The sequence below is a fragment of the Cutibacterium avidum 44067 genome, from assembly GCF_000367205.1.
GTDB lineage: Bacteria > Actinomycetota > Actinomycetes > Propionibacteriales > Propionibacteriaceae > Cutibacterium > Cutibacterium avidum.
In genome coordinates, this window is sequence record NC_021064.1 from 2,354,307 (window position 1) to 2,373,003 (window position 18,697).

15 protein-coding genes and 1 pseudogene are annotated in these 18,697 nt (G+C 62.2%); 9 read left to right on the forward strand and 7 right to left on the reverse strand.

All coding sequences use genetic code 11. The features are described 5' to 3' along the window. Positions 1 to 120: 120 nt before the first annotated feature. The 3 genes from PALO_RS10725 (at position 121) to PALO_RS10735 (ending at position 2,300) form a co-directional block, all read left to right on the forward strand. Positions 121 to 1,179, forward strand: coding sequence for an NAD(P)H-dependent glycerol-3-phosphate dehydrogenase (locus PALO_RS10725; RefSeq protein ID WP_015583568.1), 1,059 nt, complete (start codon positions 121 to 123; stop codon positions 1,177 to 1,179). A gap of 347 nt (positions 1,180 to 1,526) precedes the next feature. After that, positions 1,527 to 1,853: a thioredoxin gene (gene trxA / locus PALO_RS10730; protein WP_004809990.1), complete on the forward strand. Its 327-nt coding sequence runs from the start codon at positions 1,527 to 1,529 to the stop codon at positions 1,851 to 1,853. Positions 1,854 to 1,862: 9 nt separating this feature from the next. Continuing rightward, positions 1,863 to 2,300 (forward strand): OsmC family protein, encoded by a 438-nt coding sequence (locus PALO_RS10735; protein WP_004809989.1) that lies wholly within the window; start codon positions 1,863 to 1,865, stop codon positions 2,298 to 2,300. An 89-nt stretch (positions 2,301 to 2,389) separates the two neighbouring features. Here PALO_RS10735 and PALO_RS10740 read toward each other — a convergent pair whose 3' ends face one another. Together PALO_RS10740 and PALO_RS10745 are read right to left on the reverse strand one after the other, a co-directional pair. Continuing rightward, positions 2,390 to 3,322 carry an alpha/beta hydrolase gene (locus PALO_RS10740; protein WP_023033234.1) on the reverse strand — a complete coding sequence of 311 codons (933 nt, stop codon included), beginning with the start codon at positions 3,320 to 3,322 and terminating at the stop codon, positions 2,390 to 2,392. A gap of 1 nt (position 3,323) precedes the next feature. After that, positions 3,324 to 4,496 carry an MFS transporter gene (locus tag PALO_RS10745; RefSeq protein ID WP_036902134.1) on the reverse strand — a complete coding sequence of 391 codons (1,173 nt, stop codon included), beginning with the start codon at positions 4,494 to 4,496 and terminating at the stop codon, positions 3,324 to 3,326. Positions 4,497 to 4,947: 451 nt separating this feature from the next. Between PALO_RS10745 and PALO_RS10750 the strand changes: the two genes are divergently transcribed. Then, a complete protein-coding gene (locus tag PALO_RS10750; RefSeq protein WP_023032129.1) occupies positions 4,948 to 5,823 on the forward strand; it encodes a pseudouridine synthase in 876 nt (291 codons plus the stop codon). A 164-nt stretch (positions 5,824 to 5,987) separates the two neighbouring features. Here PALO_RS10750 and trxB read toward each other — a convergent pair whose 3' ends face one another. Beyond that, a complete protein-coding gene (gene trxB / locus PALO_RS10755) occupies positions 5,988 to 7,040 on the reverse strand; it encodes a thioredoxin-disulfide reductase (RefSeq protein WP_015583570.1) in 1,053 nt (350 codons plus the stop codon). A gap of 77 nt (positions 7,041 to 7,117) precedes the next feature. After that, positions 7,118 to 8,143 (reverse strand): LacI family DNA-binding transcriptional regulator, encoded by a 1,026-nt coding sequence (locus tag PALO_RS10760; RefSeq protein ID WP_036902133.1) that lies wholly within the window; start codon positions 8,141 to 8,143, stop codon positions 7,118 to 7,120. Positions 8,144 to 8,303: 160 nt separating this feature from the next. On the opposite strand from PALO_RS10760, the gene PALO_RS10765 reads away from it, so the two are divergent. Continuing rightward, on the forward strand, positions 8,304 to 9,644 hold the full coding sequence (locus PALO_RS10765; RefSeq protein ID WP_015583572.1) for an alpha-N-arabinofuranosidase: 1,341 nt from the start codon (positions 8,304 to 8,306) through the stop codon (positions 9,642 to 9,644). Here the strand turns inward: PALO_RS10765 and PALO_RS10770 are convergent. Beyond that, positions 9,620 to 10,776 (reverse strand): annotated as a pseudogene (locus tag PALO_RS10770) (IS3 family transposase). The gene PALO_RS10765 and the pseudogene PALO_RS10770 sit on opposite strands and share 25 nt — an antisense overlap. Before the next feature lie 71 nt (positions 10,777 to 10,847). On the opposite strand from PALO_RS10770, the gene PALO_RS10780 reads away from it, so the two are divergent. Both PALO_RS10780 and PALO_RS10785 read left to right on the forward strand, forming a co-directional pair. Continuing rightward, positions 10,848 to 11,213 (forward strand): hypothetical protein, encoded by a 366-nt coding sequence (locus tag PALO_RS10780; RefSeq protein WP_015583573.1) that lies wholly within the window; start codon positions 10,848 to 10,850, stop codon positions 11,211 to 11,213. A gap of 207 nt (positions 11,214 to 11,420) precedes the next feature. Next, positions 11,421 to 12,827 (forward strand): S1C family serine protease, encoded by a 1,407-nt coding sequence (locus PALO_RS10785; protein WP_015583574.1) that lies wholly within the window; start codon positions 11,421 to 11,423, stop codon positions 12,825 to 12,827. 78 nt (positions 12,828 to 12,905) lie between these two features. Here PALO_RS10785 and PALO_RS10790 read toward each other — a convergent pair whose 3' ends face one another. Next, positions 12,906 to 13,853, reverse strand: coding sequence for a sugar-binding transcriptional regulator (locus PALO_RS10790; RefSeq protein WP_021108110.1), 948 nt, complete (start codon positions 13,851 to 13,853; stop codon positions 12,906 to 12,908). 186 nt (positions 13,854 to 14,039) lie between these two features. Here PALO_RS10790 and PALO_RS10795 point away from each other — a divergent pair, with 186 nt between their 5' ends. Together PALO_RS10795 and glpK are read left to right on the forward strand one after the other, a co-directional pair. Beyond that, complete coding sequence (locus PALO_RS10795; protein ID WP_015583576.1) at positions 14,040 to 14,792, forward strand: MIP/aquaporin family protein; 753 nt, start codon at positions 14,040 to 14,042, stop codon at positions 14,790 to 14,792. Between the two features lie 87 nt (positions 14,793 to 14,879). After that, entirely contained in the window at positions 14,880 to 16,403 is a 1,524-nt protein-coding gene (gene glpK, locus PALO_RS10800; RefSeq protein WP_004809962.1) for a glycerol kinase GlpK, read from the forward strand. A 429-nt stretch (positions 16,404 to 16,832) separates the two neighbouring features. Here glpK and PALO_RS10805 read toward each other — a convergent pair whose 3' ends face one another. Beyond that, the gene (locus PALO_RS10805) at positions 16,833 to 18,641 is read right to left on the reverse strand and encodes a protein kinase family protein (RefSeq protein ID WP_187290323.1); all 1,809 of its coding nucleotides are present in this window, start codon (positions 18,639 to 18,641) and stop codon (positions 16,833 to 16,835) included. Positions 18,642 to 18,697: the final 56 nt, after the last annotated feature.

Genomic DNA, 18,697 nt, shown 5'->3' on the forward strand with positions numbered 1-18,697 from the left:
CCTCATTTCTGCACGGAAGTGCAGACTGCTGACGAATGTGGGATTCGCGTGTGACCAGTGGTTAGCGTGAATGGTGTCGGGCCCATTGCCGGGCCACAACCCACCTTCGGAGGTACGAAGATGCTCAAGATTGCAGTGCTCGGTGCGGGCGTCATGGCCACCGCATTGACCTTCCCCGCCGTTGAGAACGGCAATGACGTCCGTCTCATCGGCACCCACCTCGATGACGAGATCATTGATTCCATTCAGGCCACCCGGGAGCATCCTGTTCTCGAGCTCAAGGTCGACGAACGCGTCAAGGCCTATCACTTTGCTGACGCTGCCGAAGCCGTCGAGGGGGCCGACGTCATCATGAGCGGCGTCAACTCGTTCGGTGTGGACTGGGCCGGTGAACAGCTGGCCAAGCTGGCGAAGCCGGGCCAGACCATCCTGTGCGTCACCAAGGGCATGCAGGCTGACGAGGACGGTACCCTTCACATCCTTCCTGATGTGTTGAAGAAGCACATGGGCGACCTTGCCAACGAGGTTCACTGGGCAGCGATCGTCGGACCGTCAATTGCCGGTGAGCTGGCTGTGCACCGCAACACCTGTGTGGTGTTCTGCGGTGAGGAGCAGAAGGTGCTGGACCGGCTAGCTGCGGCGTATCGCAACGACTACTACCACGTCTGGACGTCCACCGACTTCATCGGACACGAGGTCGGTGCCTGCATGAAGAACATTTTCGCCTTTGGAGGCGGATTTGCGGCTGGCATGCTCGAGAAGGCCGGCCAGACTGATGCCAGGTACGTCATGTACGACTACACGGCAGCCTTGTTCGGTGAGGGAGCCCGCGAGCTCAAGCAGATGGTTTCTTTCATGGGCGGCGATGCCGAGGTGGCCACCGGTCTGGGCGGTGTTGGCGACATGTTCGTGACGACGATGGGCGGACGCAATGTACGCGCCGGCACCTATGTCGGAGCCGGAGTGCCATTCTCGGAGATCCGCAACGTCAAGATGAAGGGCATCACCCTCGAGGGGGTTGCCGCCATCGGCGTCGTTGGCGAGGCGATCGGAAAGCTGACCGAGCGCGGGGTCATTGCCGAGACCGACTTCCCGCTGGTGCGGGCACTGTACGAGATCGTCGCCCACAATGCGCCGCTCGACCTGCCTTGGGAGAAGTTCTTCGGTGGGGAGAGGTGATCCCTGGCCCGCCTCGGTAGGGGGTGTGAACCCAGTGCGGGCGTGACGATGCCCGAGAGCCGTGAGGCTCTGCTCACCTTTCCACGGCCACGAGCACCCACCGTCACTGGTATCTGCCGTCGGCACCCACCGCCGCGGGTGCAAAAACTGCCGACTCGAGAGGGTCTTGAGCACTCTGGTGTTTCACGACCCCGCGGGTCGGCGTTTTTGTGCACCGGGACTGGATTGCTGGGTGCTTCCAGTGGTTTTGCCTGGATGGGCCGGGTAACCGCTCGGTGGTTGTGAACCGGAGGTGCCCTTCGAGCCACCACGACCTAGACTCATCTGGTCGAACTAGAAAGGCTGTCATGAACAACGTCATCGAGGTCACCGACGCGACCTTCGCCTCCGAGGTTCTCGGGGCTGCCAAGCCCGTCCTCGTCGACTACTGGGCTGACTGGTGCGCCCCCTGCAAGCAGCTCTCCCCGATCATCGAGGAGCTGGCTGGGGTCTATGGCGACCGGATGGTTTTCGCCAAGGTCGACACCAACGCCAATACCCGGATTGCGGCCGAGCAGGGAATCATGTCCCTGCCCACGATTCAGGTCTGGCAGAGCGGCCAGCTCGTCAAGTCGCTGCAGGGCGGTAAGACGAAGAAGGCGCTCGTCAAGGTCATCGAAGAGTTCGTGCGCTGAGGAGGAATCATGCCGTCCGCCACCAAGAAGGTTTCCCTGGTCCGTCGTAGTGAGGGCCATTACACCGCCACCAACGCGCGTGGCGGTCAGATCCGTTTCGGCTCCGGTCAGGATGCCGAGTTCACCCCCGTCGAGTTGCTGCTGGCAGCCATCGGTGGATGTTCGTCCGTCGATGTCGACACCGTGACGAGCCGTCGCGGCGGGCCGACCCAGTTCACCGTGTCCGTCATGGGCACCAAGGTGAGCGACGAGGAGGGCCGAGCATCCCTGGGGGACGTTTCGGTCGACTTCCAGCTCAGCTTCCCCGACACCGACGAGGGCCATGAGGCGGCGGGACTGGTGAATCGCGTCGTCGCGATGTCGCGAGACAAGAACTGCACCGTTTCTCGCACGGTTGAGGCGCAGACCCCGGTGACCTTCAGCGTCGCTGGTGAGCCCTTGAACTGAGGCACCTCACGCGGAGGTCCTGGGAATCCACACAGACGTGACGACGGCCGGGCCCGGTGACGAAAATCCCCGGGCCCGGCCATCGTATGTCAGCAGGAGATGAGATCGCGCAGCCAGGCGATCATGTTGTCCTCAGCCTCTTTCGCCTGGGGGAAGGCGAGGGTGAAGCTCTGGGTGGCGTGGGCCATCCCCGGGATCGTCGTCAGCTGCACCGGCACCCCGGCTGCTTCCAGCTTGTGTTGCCACGCGAAGGAATCGTCGCGTAGCGGGTCGACCTCACAGTTGAGCAAAAACGTCGGCGGAAGGCCGGTCGCATCCTCCAGACAGATCGGATTGCTGCACGGGTCGTCAAGACTCGCCCCATGAGACAAGTAACGAACATGGCTGTGGTGCAGCACGGCCGCGAGACCGGGGGCGTCACGCTGGGCCTCGGCCATCGCGTCGGAAGTGTCTGAAAGGTCGAGAACCGGCACCTCGAGGACCTGACCGAGGATCTTCGGGCCACCCTCATCGCGGCAGGTGATTCCTGTCGCAGCCGCGAGATTTCCGCCGCCTGAGTCCCCGCTGACGACAACCCTGGATGCGTCGAACCCCTCAGCTTGGGCATTTTCTGCAACCCATCGTACGACATCGACGACGTCATGCAGGTTCTCGGGGTAGTTGTGCTCGGGCAGCAGCCGGTAGTCGACGCTGACGACGCACATGCCGGCACGCCGGGCAATGTTGGCCGTGCGGGAGAGCACGGTGCGCGGAGAGCCGTGAACAAAAGCCCCGCCGTGGGCCCACACCAGTACTGGAGTGGGATCGGGGAGGCCCTCCGGACGCTGGATCAGGACCGGGATGGGGCGATCGCGGCCTGGCACCATGCGATCCTCGAGCTCCAGTGAGTCGGGAATCTCGGGTGTCAATTTTCCCCGTAGGCTTGCTGCGAAGTCATTTTGCTGCGCCCGTTGCTCCGCGAGCGTCTGTTCCTTCTGGGGCTGACGCTCCAGGATTTCGGCTAGTCGTGGATCCAGTTTCATCTCATTTCACCCTTGTCACTCGTGTGATGCACAACGATCCGAGGACGGCCAGGACGATCGTTGCGATGAAGAGTCCGGGATAGCCGGTCGTCTTTACCAGCGTCGCGCCGATACCGGGGGCGAAGACGATCGGCAAGGAGTTGGCGGCGTTGAGGAAGCCCAGGTCACGAGCCGAATCGTCACGGTTGGGCAGAACCTCGACCATGAGCGCGCCATCGACGGCCATGTACGTACCGAAAGCGGCGCCGCCCATGGCTGCGAAGACGGTGAGGGTCCAGGGCTCGTTGACCAGGAAGAGAGGGATGACACCCGCTCCCGCGATGAGCGGGGCGATCATCGTGAAGGGCTTGCGACGCTTGACCTTGTCGGACCATGGCCCGGTGATGACGTCGAGGATGACGGCGGTGACGGCGAGAACCGCTGAGTTCATGGCAATGAGCTTTCCAGCGGCTGCCCGTGTCATTCCCATCTCGTCAGTGGCGATGTAGAGCTGGAACTGCATCACCATGAACAGGGAGATGACGAAAAGGAACCGGCCAACCAGAATCCACCAGAACTGTCCATCCGCGGGCGGCTTCATCTGGGATGCGAACTGACGCCAGGTGACCGGCGGCCGTGGGGAGTGATTGCGCAGCGGGTGAGGTGGCAGGAGGAAGACCACGATGATGCTCGAGATCAGCATCATCCAGGCTGCGACGAGGAATCCTTGGGATGGTCGGGTGACAAGCGCCCCTGCGATAACCGCACCAATGATCTGGGCCAGAAGATAGCCCGCGCCGCCAAAGGCGGACACCTTGCCGAGTACGGAGTCGGGGACGTAGTCCGGGGGAACGGCGTTGAAGGCGCCGAGCATGCAGTTGAGTCCGCCTTGGTAGATCATGTGCGCGATGACGAGGAGGGCGGGGTTTCTGGTCAGGCCGATGGCGGCGAAGGCCAGGGTTCCGATGATTGCGCCGCCGATGATCCAAGGGTTGCGCGGGCCGAACCGTGACCTCGTGCGGTCTGACAGGGTGCCTGCCGTGATCATGCAGATGACAGCTGCGATGGCTCCCGTGGTGGTGAGCAGGGCGAGGAAGTCGACCTTGTCCTCAGGTTTCACTTCAGCAGCCAGTGCCGCGAGCAATGTTCCACAGGCTGCGCCGACGGCGGCCCAGCCCAACTGTCCGATGAACATGACTGCGCCAAGACGGCCGGTACTCGCGTACTGCTTCTGCTGAGGCTGGGCAGCTTCGTTCGGGGTTGTCGTCATGGGCTTGCTCCTTTGCCGGGGAGGTGCAGGTGGGCCGACCTCCACAAAACCCTAGTGGTACTAGGTATTGTAGGACATGGTTCCCGGCGTGGTCGACATCTGGGGTGGCTCGGACACGTCAGAGAACCCAAAATCCCGCCTCGCGGCCGGTGTGAAACACTGCCTTGAGCTGTAAGTCCGCGAGACGGGATTCTTGTGAACCGGAACTGAGGGGAGTGTGGGGTCGGCGTCGGCTTACCCGTAGGCTGACATGGTGCCCCGATCGCCTCTTCCACAACGTCACGGCCTGGAATCGGCATGGGTCCACACTCCCGATCACGGAGAATGTCGCAGGTTGGCGACCGCACGGGGGATTGACGGCTGGCCCTGGCTGACGATGCGTGACTATCTGGTCGAAAAGCTCGTCAGAGTGGGTGGGCAGCGAGTTGACGAGATGCTCGACGAGGGGAGGTTCGTCGACGAAGCCGGATGTGTCTTCACGGGGAGCTCCCCCTTCGCTCCGCAGACATTTGTCTTCTTCCACCGCGATCTTCCTGAGGAGACCTCTGTCCCAGCTGGTATCGGGATCTTGTACGCCGACGATCGGATCCTGGTCGTCGACAAACCGCACTTCCTGTCGTCAATTCCGCGAGGTCGGCACGTTCTCGAGTCGGTCGTTGTCCGGCTGCGGACCCAGCTGGGGTTACCAGAACTGACCGTGGCCCATCGTCTCGACCGGGTCACTGCCGGAGTGCTTCTGCTGACCAGGGAGAGGAGGTGGCGTCGGCCCTACCAGGAGATGTTCGAGCGCCGGAAGGTGTTCAAAAAGTACCGGTTGGTCGCCCCTGTGGTGCAACACCGTGCCGGGGACGGGGTCGTGGTGACGAAAGACGGCTGGCAGGTGAGGTCGAGAATCATCAAGGAACGAGGCATCCTGCAGGCTCGTGAGATTCCGGGCGAGCCGAATGCCGTGACTGGCATCACTTTGCTGGCCGAGCATGATGGGCTGGGCCTCTACGAGGCTAGACCGAGGACTGGTCGCACCCACCAAATTCGTCTCCACATGCAGCGGTTGGGAGCTCCTATAGTCAATGACCCCTTTTACCCGGTACTTCTGGATACCCCGGTGGATGACTTCAGCCACCCGTTGCAGTTGCAGGCCTGGCAGATGGGATTCACCGACCCCGTCTCCGGGGAGCCAAAGGTCTTCACGTCGAGGTTGGGTCTGTCTGCCTGGCAGCAAGTGGCATGGACCCGCCCAAGAATGAGGTGACGAAAAACGGCCGCCTCCCCGGAGCTCGATTCGTAGGAGTGCTTCCCGCTGTGCCAGAGCGGTGTCTCTCGGTGTTGGGGCACCCACTGCTATTCCCTGAAACAGTGGTTCGCCGCATCGCCTCGTACCTTCACGAAGCGACACGGCGAAAACTGACGAGAGACTCAGCGTCCCAGCTCGGCGAGGAACCTCTCCGCGTCGAGGGCTGCACGACATCCGGATCCGGCCGCGGTGATGGCCTGCTGGTAATGGGAGTCAACCAGGTCACCGCAGGCGAAAACTCCCGGCAGGTTGGTGCGGGTGGACGGCTCGGCGCACACGACGTATCCGGCATCGTCCAGGTCGACCTGGCCCCGGAGCAGCTTGGAACGCGGGTCGTGTCCGATGGCCTCGAAGACTCCTGACACCTTGAGTCGACGCTCCTCACCGGTCTTGGTGTCACGCAGGGTCACCGACTCCAGTTTGGACTCGCCCTGCATGGCGACGATCTCGCTGTTCCATGCGAAGGTGATCTTGGGGTCGGCCTCGGCACGGTCGGCCATGATTTGGGAGGCGCGCAGCTTATCACGACGGTGAACGAGGGTCACCGAGTTGGCGAACCGGGTGAGGAAGGTGGCCTCCTCGACCGCGGAGTCACCGCCGCCGACGACAGCGATGTCCTTGCCGGTGAAGAAGAACCCGTCACAGGTGGCGCACCAGGACACGCCACGACCCGACAGACGGACCTCGTCCTCGAGACCGAGCTTGCGGTAGGCCGATCCCGTGGCGAGGATCACCGCGCGGGCGTGGTGAGTGTTTCCATCGGTGTCGATGACCTTCTTGATCTCACCGGTGAGGTCGACCTCGGTGACGTCGTCAGCGACGAGCTCGGCCTCGAATCGCACGGCCTGGGCACGCATCTGAGCCATGAGATCCGGGCCCATGATGCCCTCGGAGAAGCCGGGGTAGTTCTCGACCTCGGTGGTCTGCATGAGGGCACCACCGGCATCCATGGATCCTTCGAAGACGAGCGGCTTCAGCCCTGCGCGGGCGGTGTAAACGGCTGCGGTGTATCCAGCCGGACCGGAACCGACGATGATGACGTCACGGGGCTCGTCGTCGCCTCGGGTGTCGGTGTCGATGGTCTCGGTGGACGGTTGAACGGTGTCGGTCTCCGAGGAATCGGACAGCGAGATGTTGCCGAGGATGGTGTTGGGCACAAGGGGCTGAGTTGTCATGGCGTCTCCTGGTCGGTGACTGGTTCAGGGATCAACCTATCCAGCACACAAAGGGTTCAGGACATTCCCGGTGGGGATTAGGGGCGGACGGCGGGCCCTCCGGTGCTCTCACGAATGACGAGGTGCCAGGGTACGGGGACGTCGGTTCCTGGTTGGTGCGTGTCACTGCTGGATTGGCCGATGCGTTGGGTGAGGATCGTCAGGGTCTTGTCAGCGAGCGCGTTCAGATCAGGAGCGATGGTAGTCAGGGTCGGGGTTGAGTAGACACCCTCTTCAGTGTTGTCGAATCCCGCGATTGCAATGTCTTGCGGGACTCGCACCCCAGCTTCGTGACAGGCGCGAACCGCACCGATAGCCATTGTGTCGTTGAAGCAGAAGACGGCGTCAGGCTTTTCCGTGAGGCCGAGTAGATGGTTCATGGCATCAAACCCAGCTGATCGCGAGTAAGTAGGTACGCCCACCACCAGGTCGTCGTCGAGGGGAATGGCTGCTGTTTCTAGCGCCTGACGATATCCGGTGAGCCGCGTCGATGCAGTGCCCTGATCTGGGACGTGACCTATGGCGGCGATCCGCTGGTGCCCAACTTCGATGAGATGCTCGGTCATCCGGCGTGCTGCGTCGACAGATCTCACTGCGACATGGTCATGATCGGGTGGAGTTGCCCGCTCACCGAGTAACACCATGGGAACATTGGTGGGATGGTCGGAAATCTCCTCCGAGGTCAGAGACAGGGGTGAGAAGACAATCCCATCAACGACGCCCCGGCCGAACCGAGTGAGTACTCGATTTTCCATGACGGGATCCGCGCCAGTCAGCTCCATCAGAGCGATGAGCCCCTCCTTCTTGGCCCGCTCTGAAATACGAGAGGCGAGCTCTGCGAAATAAGGGGTCTCAATTTCCGGGAGAGCCAGAGCGATGAATCCGGTTCGTCCGGCTTTCAACTGGCGCGCTGCGCGATTGGGTTGGTAGCCGAGTTCCTTGATGGCCTGCTCGACCCGAGCTCGGGTGTCAGGGCGGACGTGGGGGCTCTCATGTACAACGTTAGAAACGGTTTTGACGGACACCCCTGCAGCTTCGGCAACATCCACGAGACGCGCTGTCATGGTCATGATTTTAGATCCTCGTGATGGTTCGAGCAATGTCGCAGGGCTGACGTCTCGGCGTGCACCTTGCATGTTCCGTTACATCGTTGTAAAAATGGATTACAACGTTGTCCAGGAGCTACGGAGACGGCACCGACGTCGTCGCATAGAGGAGACATCCATGAGGACAACGACTGTCCACGTCCATCCCGCCTATCAGGTGGGAGAAGTAAACCGGAGGATCTTCGGCAGTTTCGTCGAGCACATGGGTCGCTGTGTCTACACCGGCATCTTTGAGCCGAATCATCCCGATGCTGATTCCCGCGGATTTCGGCGTGACGTGGCAGCGCTCATCAAGGAACTGGGAATTACAGTTCTCCGCTATCCCGGTGGAAATTTCGTCTCGAACCACCGTTGGGAGGATGGCGTCGGACCGCTCGAGGAGCGACCGAGGAACCTTGATTTTGCGTGGCGGTCGGTTGAACCCAACACCGTTGGGGCCAATGAGTTTCTCGCATGGTGTCGACGCATGGGTATTGAGCCGATGCTCGCAGTCAATCTTGGGACACGTGGGCTCAACGAGGCCATGGAATTCCTCCAGTACGTGAACGGAGATACCGACACCCGTCTTCTCCAGTTGCGTAGGAGCCATGGGTGGGAAGATCCGTGGAACGTCGAGACCTGGTGTCTGGGAAATGAGATGGACGGACCTTGGCAGATGGGCCACAAGACGCCCGACGAATATGCCCGGACGGTGACCGAGGTGGCCAATGCCTTCCACCGCTTCGACGACAAGCTGTCCCTCATTGCGTGCGGTTCCTCATCGCGGTCCATGCCGACGTTCGGACGCTGGGAGCGCGTCGTCGTCGATGCAGCGTTCGACAACATCGACATGGTGTCAGCCCACGCCTACTACGAGCCCATAGATGATGATGTCGCCTCCTTCGCCTGTTGCGCAGAGGACATGGAGAGGTACATCCGCGATGTCGTCGCCACCCTCGACCACGTCGCGGCCATGCATCACAGTGACCGTCGACTCAAGATCTCCTTCGACGAATGGAACGTCTGGTATCAGAGCCGGTTTGGTGGGGAGAATGCTATCGGCATGGAGCATGCGCCGCACCTCATCGAGGACACTTACTCGGTCTTGGACGCGATGGTCGTGGGCTCCCTCCTCATCACCCTGCTACGTCATACGGACAGGATTGGTGTCGCATGTCAGGCACAGCTTGTCAATGTCATCGCTCCGATTCGTACTGAAGAGGGTGGTCGCGCCTGGCGGCAGACGATCTTCCACCCATTCGCGTTGATGTCACGACACGCTCGCGGGGTGGTCCTTGATACTCGCTGCGAGGGACCGGCAATCTCCACACAACGGTGGGGAGGAGCCGATCAGGTGTGGACCGTGGCGACGTGGGATGCCGAGAACCATGATCTCGTGGTCTTCCTCGTAAACGGGACTGCCCCCAGTTTGCTTGATAGTTTTGTAGGGGTAGGTCAGGTGACCTTGGTGGTGGTCTGATGGACTGCTTCGGCCTCTACCGGGGTGAGTGTGTCGAGGCGTTGTTGGCGGCGCCGACGGTGGTAGGTCTTCTCGATCCAGGTGATGATGGCTAGCTGTAGCTCAGCGCGGCTAGCCCAGGGATGACGGTTGAGGACGTTCTTGTGCACCAGCGCGAAGAAACTCTCCATGGCGGCATTGTCCGGGCTTGACGCGACTGGACCCATGGACCCCTGCAGGTCATGGGCGGTCAACTCGGCCACACATGCGTGGGCTCGAAATGGGCTGTCCCTGTCTGAGTGGACGATGCACCCAGCCACAGGTCCGCGGCGCTGGAGCGCCATGCGCAGCGCATTGATCGCGATCGGCTTCTTCATGGGGCTGTCGATCGAGTAGCCGACGATGCGGTTGGACCAGACGTCCTTGACCGCACACGAGTACAGCGTGCCCTCGCTGGTGTGATGCTCGGTGATGTCGGTCAACCACACCTGGTTGGGTCCCTCGGCATGGAACTGGCGCTGCACCAGGTCGTCGTGCACCGGCGGTCCAGGTTTCTTCCACGAGCCGTTCTTGACCGAGTGGAACGAGCGGATCCGCTGCAGTCTGCACAGGCGATGGACCCGATTCTCACCAGCGGTGATACCCATCTCGGGCAGCTCATCAGCGATGAGACGGTAGCCCAGGCCGGGGTCTTCGGCATGCACCTCGAGGGCGGCGTTGATCAGGTGGGCATCGTCGCAGTCACGTTGCCAGACCGGGCAGGCGAGCCACTGGTAGTAGGCCTGCCGGGACAAGCCCAGCACACGACACGACACCGCGACCGGCACCCGGATCGACCCCGTGGCCTGGGCCAGGTCGGTGACCAAAGGGAACATCATTGTGGGTTGATGTCGCAGGACAGATAGGCCGCACCTCGACGCAGGACCTCGTTGTCCTGCTCCACCAGCCGAATGCGCTTCGTGGCCTGGCGCAACTGCGCCGCCGACTGGTTGGTCCCGGCCGGGGCATCAGCACGGTCGGCCTTGGCCAGCCAGCCGCGCAGACAAGACTCGCTGATCCCGAAGTCCCTCGCGATCTAGCTGATCGAGGCCTCGCCCTTGCGGGCCACCGCGATCACATCATCGCGGAACCCTTTCGGATGAGGCTTGGGCATGACATGCATCCTCTCACCAGGCCCTCACGGACCCGAGGTGCCAGTATCAACCAAACCCGGAGCAGTCCCTGGTGGTCATCAACGGTGATGACGACTTCATCCGTCTTGGTGCGGTGGCTGTCGAGGGAACGCGCATCGTCGAATACGGACGCGAGATTACCGATGCGGATGGGTTCCGCAGTTACGGTGGGGCAGTGGTCGGTCGACCTGCGGGCGTGACATGGCTACGTGTTGCCCATCACGTCGACCATGGCGGTGAGCACCTCTACCGATCGGCGCTCAGCCATGACGGTCGCCATTGGACGTGGGGCGCCACGTGGACGATGCCTGCGGCCTCTCGCCCACGAATTGGGCTGTACACCGGGGGAGGGGAAAGCCCAGCAGTGGAGGCCCACTTCTCCGATCTCATCTTTGTGAATGCGTCGTGGCCTTCCTGAGCACCTCCTGTGGATATGAGGGGTGGCAAGGCCGATTGGACGGCGGGTTCCCTGACTGGGGGTTGACGCGATCCCCGTGGCGCCTGACCACGGTCGGATCCGACCCCGTTGGAGGGTGGGACTGCAGTCTCAAACCTTCTCCTCTGAGGGGAAAACGTTGCTGGACAGTGCATCGACTACTTGGCGCGGTCGTGGAAACTTGGAGTCATGAGTGAGTCGACGAATGGTCCCCGTGAGCCGCGTGAACCCAATCCCTTCCAGCGTGGTGGTGGGGAGGGAGGCTATCCTTCTCGCCCTGACGACAATCGCCAGAGCTGGGCGCAGGATGCCTACTGGTCGCGCAGTAACGATTCCTGGGCGACCCAGGGAAATCCGTCAACCACCCAGCCTCCTCCGTGGGAGGCTTCTGAGCAGCCGGCCCCGAGTGCGGGTGACAAAAACCCCGACCCGGCGGAGGGCTCGTCGCGATCGGCCCGTAAGGGCTTTCGTGGCGGCACAGTTGTTCTCGTCGCCGTGCTGGCGGCGGCTGTTGGCGGCGTTTCCGGGGGCCTTGTCGATCGCTCCCTGACAAGGAACGACGCCCCGGCTGTGACGTCGAGCCCTGCAACCCCCAACAGCGTCACCAAGGTGGTTCAAGGCTCATCCTCCGCCCCGGACTGGACGGCCACCGCCTCCGCCGTGTCGAACTCGGTAGTCGCCATCACCGTGAGGACGGGCAATGGCGGAGACGAGGGGTCGGGAGTCGTCGTCGACACGAACGGCAACATCGTCACCAACAATCACGTCGTTGCCGACGCGGTTTCGGGCGGCCAGCTGACGGTTTCCATGGGCAACAAGACCTACGAGGCCAAGGTAGTTGGTACGGATCCATCGACGGACCTTGCCGTCATCCGGGTGACGAACCCGCCGAAGTCCATGAAACCGATCGGTGTCGCTGACTCCAGCAAGTTGACCGTCGGGTCTCCTGTGATGGCCGTCGGCAATCCGCTCGGCCTGTCGGGGTCGGTGACGACCGGAATCATCAGTGCCCTCAATCGTCCGGTCACCACCATGAATCGCAGTAACTCACGGGATCTGCTGGGATCTCGAGATTCGTCGTCGGGCGTGGTCGTCACGAATGCCATCCAGACCAGCGCAGCCATCAATCCGGGCAACTCAGGTGGTGCTCTCGTCAATGCCAATGGTGAGCTCATCGGGATCAACTCCTCCATTGCGAGCCTTTCGTCAAGCCACTCCGAGCAATCGGGCAATATCGGAATCGGCTTTGCGATCCCGTCAAATCTCGCCAAATCGATTGCCGATCAGATCATTGACACCGGAAAGGCAACTCACGCCTTCCTGGGCATCTCCGTGCGTGACGTCGCTGGCAGCAAGGATGGTGTCCAAGTCCTCGGGGCCGGGATCGCCACGGTCTCACCCAACTCGGCAGCTGACAAGGGCGGGCTGCAGCGTGGCGACGTCATCACCAAGATCGACGACACCGATATCGTGTCCGGAGAGTCCCTGGTCGGTCTCGTGAGGTCGTTCAAGCCTGGCCAGAAGGTCAAGATCAGCTACATCCGTGGTTCGCAGCAGGCCACCGCCGACGTCACCTTGGGTACGGCGAAGTCCTGATACGGGTTACGCGACGTGGGAAGGGCCCCACAGCTGCTGTGGCTTCGGCGCTCTTCCCACGGGCGCAGGACTGGCGAGTCACATCAGATCGAGGACTGCACGAGCAGTTGCATCGTCGACGACGAGGTCCGTCGCCACCCTGGCGCGCAGTGCGGCCAACAGCCCGACAGCCTTGGCGCGGCCAGCGACGACACAGAGCCGACGCGGTATGCGCTGCAACTGGAATGGGGCCAATCCGGTCGCTCTCTTGTTGAACTCGACGTCATAGGCGCCGTCAGCCTTGAGGAGGACGGTGTTGACGTCACCAACAACTCCGGACCGCATCAAATTCGCCTTTTCCTCATCGGTGATGTAACCGGCGGAATAGACGTGGGAGGGGACTGGGCTGTCGAGGGCTCCCACGCCGAACACGGCGAGGTCGAGCTCGCGGTGTGCCTTGAGTACTGCCTGAACGGAGCGCTCCTGCCACATCGCGGCCTTCGTCGTAGCATTGTCGAAGAATGTCGGGACTGGGAAATGAATGACCTCACCCCCAAACGCGGCAGCCATTCTGGAAAGGATTGATCCAACGTAAGGAATCCCTGAACTGGTGGGGTTGGCCGACCCATTCATCTGTACGACGCGCACTCCCTTGACGTCCTTGGGGACGACATAATGGGTGACGGCATCCAGGGTCGTTCCCCAGGCAACTCCTATCGCGGAATTGTCCTCGACCATGTCCGTAACCATCTGTCCGGCGATCCTGGCCACCTGGTCCAGGCGGTGAATCTCGGTCGTTCCTGATTTCACCGGCACGACAGTGGTGTTGACCCCGAACATCCTCGTCAGGGTGGAATCCAGGCCGTTACGTAACCCAGTCGGCTCTGACAAGGTGATACGCACAACTCCGGACTGACGTGCCTGTTTGAGAAGACGAGACACGGTTGAGCGGGATGTGCCGAGATGGCTGGCGATGGCATCCATTGTCTCGCCCTGCATGTAATACATGGACGCTGCTGTCCATACGTCATTGGACAATTCGTTCATGCCTCTCCCCTTGCCATGCACATAAGTGCAGAATTGCGATTCTCCGGTGCCGTAGATGTTTGACTGAGCCACGTCCAGCCCCCACAGGGTCGGGACGACGGTCCCCGTTTGCTGAATCCTACGGGATCGACCGCCACCGGCGAGTAAATCGGTGTCAATGGATGACGCCACGACGAAGGAGTCCTCATGCTTCTCGAAACCGCGGTGCCCGCCGCGACGATCTTCGGATCTGAGTTCTTGGGCACCATGATCCTCATTCTGCTGGGTTGTGGCGTCGTCGCCAACAACCTCCTTCCCAAGTGTAAGGGCAATCCCGCTCCCGGTTCCCTCCAGATCAACTGGGGATGGGGCTTCGGCGTGATGTTCGGTGTCTACGCAGCCTACAAGACCGGCGGGCACCTGAACCCGGCCGTCACCATCGGCCTCGCACTTGCTGGTAAGGACCTGGCCAAGGGTATCCCCGCCACCGCGAGCAACATCATCATCTACATCCTCGCCCAGTTCGCCGGTGCCTTCGTCGGTGCCGTGCTCTGCTGGCTGGCCTACAAGCAGCACTACGACGAGGACTGCGACCCGGCCCTCAAGCTCGGTACTTTTGCCACCGGCCCTGAGATCCGCAACCCGCTGTGGAACACCATCACTGAGGCCATCGGTACCTGGGTCCTCGTGCTGTGGGTCATCATTTCCGGCTTCACTCAGGGTGTGACCATTGGCCCGCTCGCCGTCGCCCTGCTCATCGTCTCCATCGGTGCCTCTCTCGGCGGCCCCACCGGATACGCCATCAACCCGGCTCGTGACCTTTCTCCTCGTATCGCCCACGCCGTCCTGCCGATCAAGGGCAAGGGTGGCAGTGACTGGGGTTACTCCTGGGTTCCGGTTGTCGGCCCGACCATTGGTGCCGTTCTCGCCGCCCTCACCTACATTATCTTCTGGCACTGAGTAGGTTTCTCACTGTCACACCAGAGCTGATTTCGTATCAGTCGCAACCTCTCAGACAAGTCAACGTAGACAAGAAAGGCAACAATCATGAGCGACGAAAAGTTCGTGCTCGCCATCGACGAGGGCACCACCTCGACCCGGGCCATCGTCTTCAACCACTCGGGCCAGATCGTGGCCGTCGGCCAGCAGGAATTCGAGCAGATCTTCCCGCGTGCCGGATGGGTTGAGCACGACCCGATCGAGATCTGGGAAGCTGTTCGCGATGTCGTCGGACTCGCGCTGACCAAGGCCAACATCAACCGCCACCAGCTGGCTGCCGTTGGAATCACCAACCAGCGCGAGACCGCCGTGGTGTGGGACAAGAACACCGGCGACCCGATCTACAACGCCATTGTGTGGCAGGACACCCGTACCCAGAAGATCTGTGACGAGCTGGCTGGCGACGAGGGTGCTGACCGCTTCAAGCACATCTGTGGCCTGGGTCTCGCCTCGTACTTCTCCGGCCCGAAGGTCAAGTGGATCCTCGACAATGTCGAGGGTGCTCGCGAGAAGGCTGAAGCCGGCGACCTGTACTTCGGCAACATGGACACCTGGGTGCTGTGGAACCTGACCGGAGGCACCGAGGGCGGCGTGCACGTCACCGATCCGACCAACGCTTCCCGCACCATGCTCATGAATGTCAAGACCCTCGAGTGGGACGACTCGATGTGCGAGGTCATGGGCATTCCGAAGTCGATGCTCCCCGAGATCAAGTCCTCCTCCGAGGTCTATGGCTACGGCCGCAAGAACGGCCTGCTGATCGACACCCCGATCTCCGGCATCCTCGGTGACCAGCAGGCCGCCACCTTCGGCCAGGCCTGCTTCGAGAAGGGCATGGCGAAGAACACCTACGGCACCGGCTGCTTCATGCTGATGAACACCGGTGAGGAGGCCATCTTCTCCGAGAATGGTCTGCTGACCACCGTCTGCTACAAGATCGGCGACCAGCCCACCGTTTACGCCCTCGAGGGCTCGATCGCCGTTGCCGGGTCCCTGGTCCAGTGGCTGCGTGACAACCTCAAGATGTTCGAGACCGCCCCGGAGATCGAGGCTCTCGCCAACACCGTCGAGGACAATGGCGGCGCCTACTTCGTGCCAGCCTTCTCCGGCCTGTTCGCACCCTACTGGCGTCCGGACGCCCGTGGCGCCCTCGTCGGCCTGACTCGTTACGTCAACCGCGGCCACATCGCCCGCGCCGTGCTCGAGTCGACCGCCTACCAGACCCGTGAAGTCCTCGAGGCCATGAACGCCGACTCTGGTGTGCCGCTCACCGAGCTGCGCGTCGATGGTGGCATGACCGCCAACGAGGCCCTCATGCAGTTCCAGGCCGACCAGGTCAACGTGCCGGTGGTTCGCCCGGTGGTTGCTGAGACCACTGCTCTGGGCGCCGCCTACGCCGCTGGCATCGCTGTCGGCTTCTGGGAGGGTGAGAAGGACGTCACCGCCAACTGGGCCGAGGACAAGCGCTGGGAGCCCAAGATGGACCAGGATGAGCGCGAGCGTCTGTTCCGCAACTGGAAGAAGGCCGTCACCAAGACCTTCGACTGGATGGACGACGACGTCAAGGAGTGATCCTGAGTTGATCCCGATGGACCGATGACACCTGGTGCCCCGTGCTTTCGAGCACGGGGCACCATTGCGTTTTTTGGGGGCACTCGCTTTCGCGGGTGACTCTGCAGTTGTCCTCTGCGGGGTTCTCGCGACGGGCTCCTGTCACACGGACCCTCCTTCACCGGCCCCTCATGTCAGACTGCACGACGACCAGACTGAACAACGACCAGACCGCACGACGAAAAGTGTCAGCTCGAGCGAAGGCCGTAAAATCCTAGCCTCGGAGGAGGGACGAGTTGGGGGTTTCGTCACTGAGGTGGTGCGGCGGCAGAGAAGGTGCCTCACTTGACGATGATTCCGTCGGAAACTGTCAGTCGGCAGTTGGGTCGCTGCCAGAAAGCACATGTCGGAGAGCAGATGGTCGCCAGCCCCGGGCGTCGAAAAACGTCGTCAGGACCCGGTGACGGTGATATCTGCGATCCCACCCTGGAACCGCGAGGTCGATTTCGGAGGAAGCTCCGTCAGATAGATCAGGAGGTGACGGGCCTTCGTCTTGCCGGATGGTTTCAACGTGACCGTCGACCCGGCCCCCGGCACCGCCGCCACCTGGGTCCACTCCTTGATCGTCGTCATGGGAGCTTCATCGGAGGAGACATCACTGGTCGGCTGCCACAAGGAAATATCCGTGCCGGATCCGACCAGTTGCACCTTCACCGATGTGACCTTGGTGACGCGTCCCAAATCAATGACCAGGCCGACGCCGGGCTTCAGGTTCCCGAGCTTCGCAGAGTTGTGATAGACGACTGTGTGCCAAGCTGTCGACGGGTCGCCGTCGATCGCGTGTCTGACCTCGTCGTGGTTCTCCTTGGCGTCGCCACCGTCCTTTTCGGGATCAAATTCCTGGACGCGCGTCACCTCGACGGTGGTCGGCTCGCTGGATGCCTCCGGGACGTTGCTGCCAGAATGACGCACCCCTGCGATGATGAGACACACGATCATGACCACGCCAACGGCAGCCGTGAGTACCGGTGGCCATCGACGGTTGTGAGGGCGCGGTTTGGCCAATACCAGCTCGGCACTGCCGTTCTCCGAGGACTCCTGCCCAGCGGGGGAGAGCTGTGTGGTGTGGGGGTCGTTGTTGCTCGTCCACGGCACTGGCCCTGCCTGACGCCCCCACTCTCCGGCAGCCGCGTCCGGGGACCAGTACCCCTCATCGTCAGGTCCGTACTCCTCTGCCCGTTCTGGCTCATCCTGGTCCGGCGCAAGAGCGGCGGATTCGTCGGAGCGCCATGGCTCCTCCCCGGCACGGGAAGCCGGTCCTACCGGGAACCGGATGCGACGCTCGAGGTCAGCGGCGGCGTCAGCTGAGCCGAGGGTCCGACGCAGGGAATGCGCAATTTCATTCGCGGTGCGCAATGGCACCTCGTCATAACGGGGAACCTGCGAGAGGATCTGGTCGCAGAGGACATCGAGGGCTGGGGAGACTCCGGCGCGGACCTCACGTGGGGTGAGCCAGCCGTGGGAGTCAGTCGGGGCGGGCGGCAGTCCCCAGGACATTGTCGAGGCTGGCTCGACGGACGGGCGGTGGCCACGTCCGACTGGCCAGCGCGAGACCAGACAGGCATAAAGAACCCGTCCGATGTCTGTCACGTCGGCGACCTCACGGTCCGGCCAGGGACGAGAATTGTCGCCCGGCCGAGGATGCAACGCGGCTTCGACGAGCAAGCCACTGATCTTGAGATTTCCGGTCGAGGTGACGAGCACCGTTCCGGGGTTGATGCGTTCGTGGAAGACCCCTTGGGCATGCAAGGGTGCCATCGCGTCGGCGATTTCATGGGCAATCCATGCCGCCTCCAACGCCGAGAGGGGCCCGGTCTCCAACAGCTCCTCGACTGACTTTCCAGGGGCGTATTCGCTGACAACCCATGATGCTGGTTCGCTTGGTCCGGCGACGATGGCGTCGAGGACTCGCAAGAAGCGCGAATCGGTGGCCACGGCGGCTCGCCGGGCCGCGTCCAGGACAGCGGGTGTGCGACGACCGTGCGGGGCCAGAGCGTGAATCAGGACCGGGCGGTGCAACTTGGTGTCGAAGGCTCGCCAGGTCAGTGAGGACTCGGGATGGGAGAGCTCCTGGTCGAGACGGTAACGCTCGCCCAGAAAGGACCCTGGGAGAAGGTCGGGGAGGTCATCCGCGGCATGGAGACCCGAGTCATACCGACCGCCGTGACGATCGGCGGGGTCTTCGAAAGACACTGCCACCTCCTGCCCGATCGATCCGAATGTGCATCGTCAACGATACCGATCCGTGCCGCAAA

Excerpts from the sequence above, each read along its gene's own strand:
- PALO_RS10795 (WP_015583576.1), top strand. The coding sequence starts at position 14,040 with ATGCTTCTCGAAACCGCGGTGCCCGCCGCGACGATCTTCGGATCTGAG.
- PALO_RS10785 (WP_015583574.1), top strand. The coding sequence starts at position 11,421 with ATGAGTGAGTCGACGAATGGTCCCCGTGAGCCGCGTGAACCCAATCCC.
- PALO_RS10740 (WP_023033234.1), bottom strand. The coding sequence starts at position 3,322 with ATGAAACTGGATCCACGACTAGCCGAAATCCTGGAGCGTCAGCCCCAG.
- trxA (WP_004809990.1), top strand. The coding sequence starts at position 1,527 with ATGAACAACGTCATCGAGGTCACCGACGCGACCTTCGCCTCCGAGGTT.
- PALO_RS10735 (WP_004809989.1), top strand. The coding sequence starts at position 1,863 with ATGCCGTCCGCCACCAAGAAGGTTTCCCTGGTCCGTCGTAGTGAGGGC.
- PALO_RS10745 (WP_036902134.1), bottom strand. The coding sequence starts at position 4,496 with ATGTTCATCGGACAGTTGGGCTGGGCCGCCGTCGGCGCAGCCTGTGGA.
- PALO_RS10790 (WP_021108110.1), bottom strand. The coding sequence starts at position 13,853 with ATGAACGAATTGTCCAATGACGTATGGACAGCAGCGTCCATGTATTAC.
- PALO_RS10765 (WP_015583572.1), top strand. The coding sequence starts at position 8,304 with ATGAGGACAACGACTGTCCACGTCCATCCCGCCTATCAGGTGGGAGAA.
- PALO_RS10725 (WP_015583568.1), top strand. The coding sequence starts at position 121 with ATGCTCAAGATTGCAGTGCTCGGTGCGGGCGTCATGGCCACCGCATTG.
- PALO_RS10750 (WP_023032129.1), top strand. The coding sequence starts at position 4,948 with ATGCGTGACTATCTGGTCGAAAAGCTCGTCAGAGTGGGTGGGCAGCGA.
- PALO_RS10760 (WP_036902133.1), bottom strand. The coding sequence starts at position 8,143 with ATGACAGCGCGTCTCGTGGATGTTGCCGAAGCTGCAGGGGTGTCCGTC.
- trxB (WP_015583570.1), bottom strand. The coding sequence starts at position 7,040 with ATGACAACTCAGCCCCTTGTGCCCAACACCATCCTCGGCAACATCTCG.
- glpK (WP_004809962.1), top strand. The coding sequence starts at position 14,880 with ATGAGCGACGAAAAGTTCGTGCTCGCCATCGACGAGGGCACCACCTCG.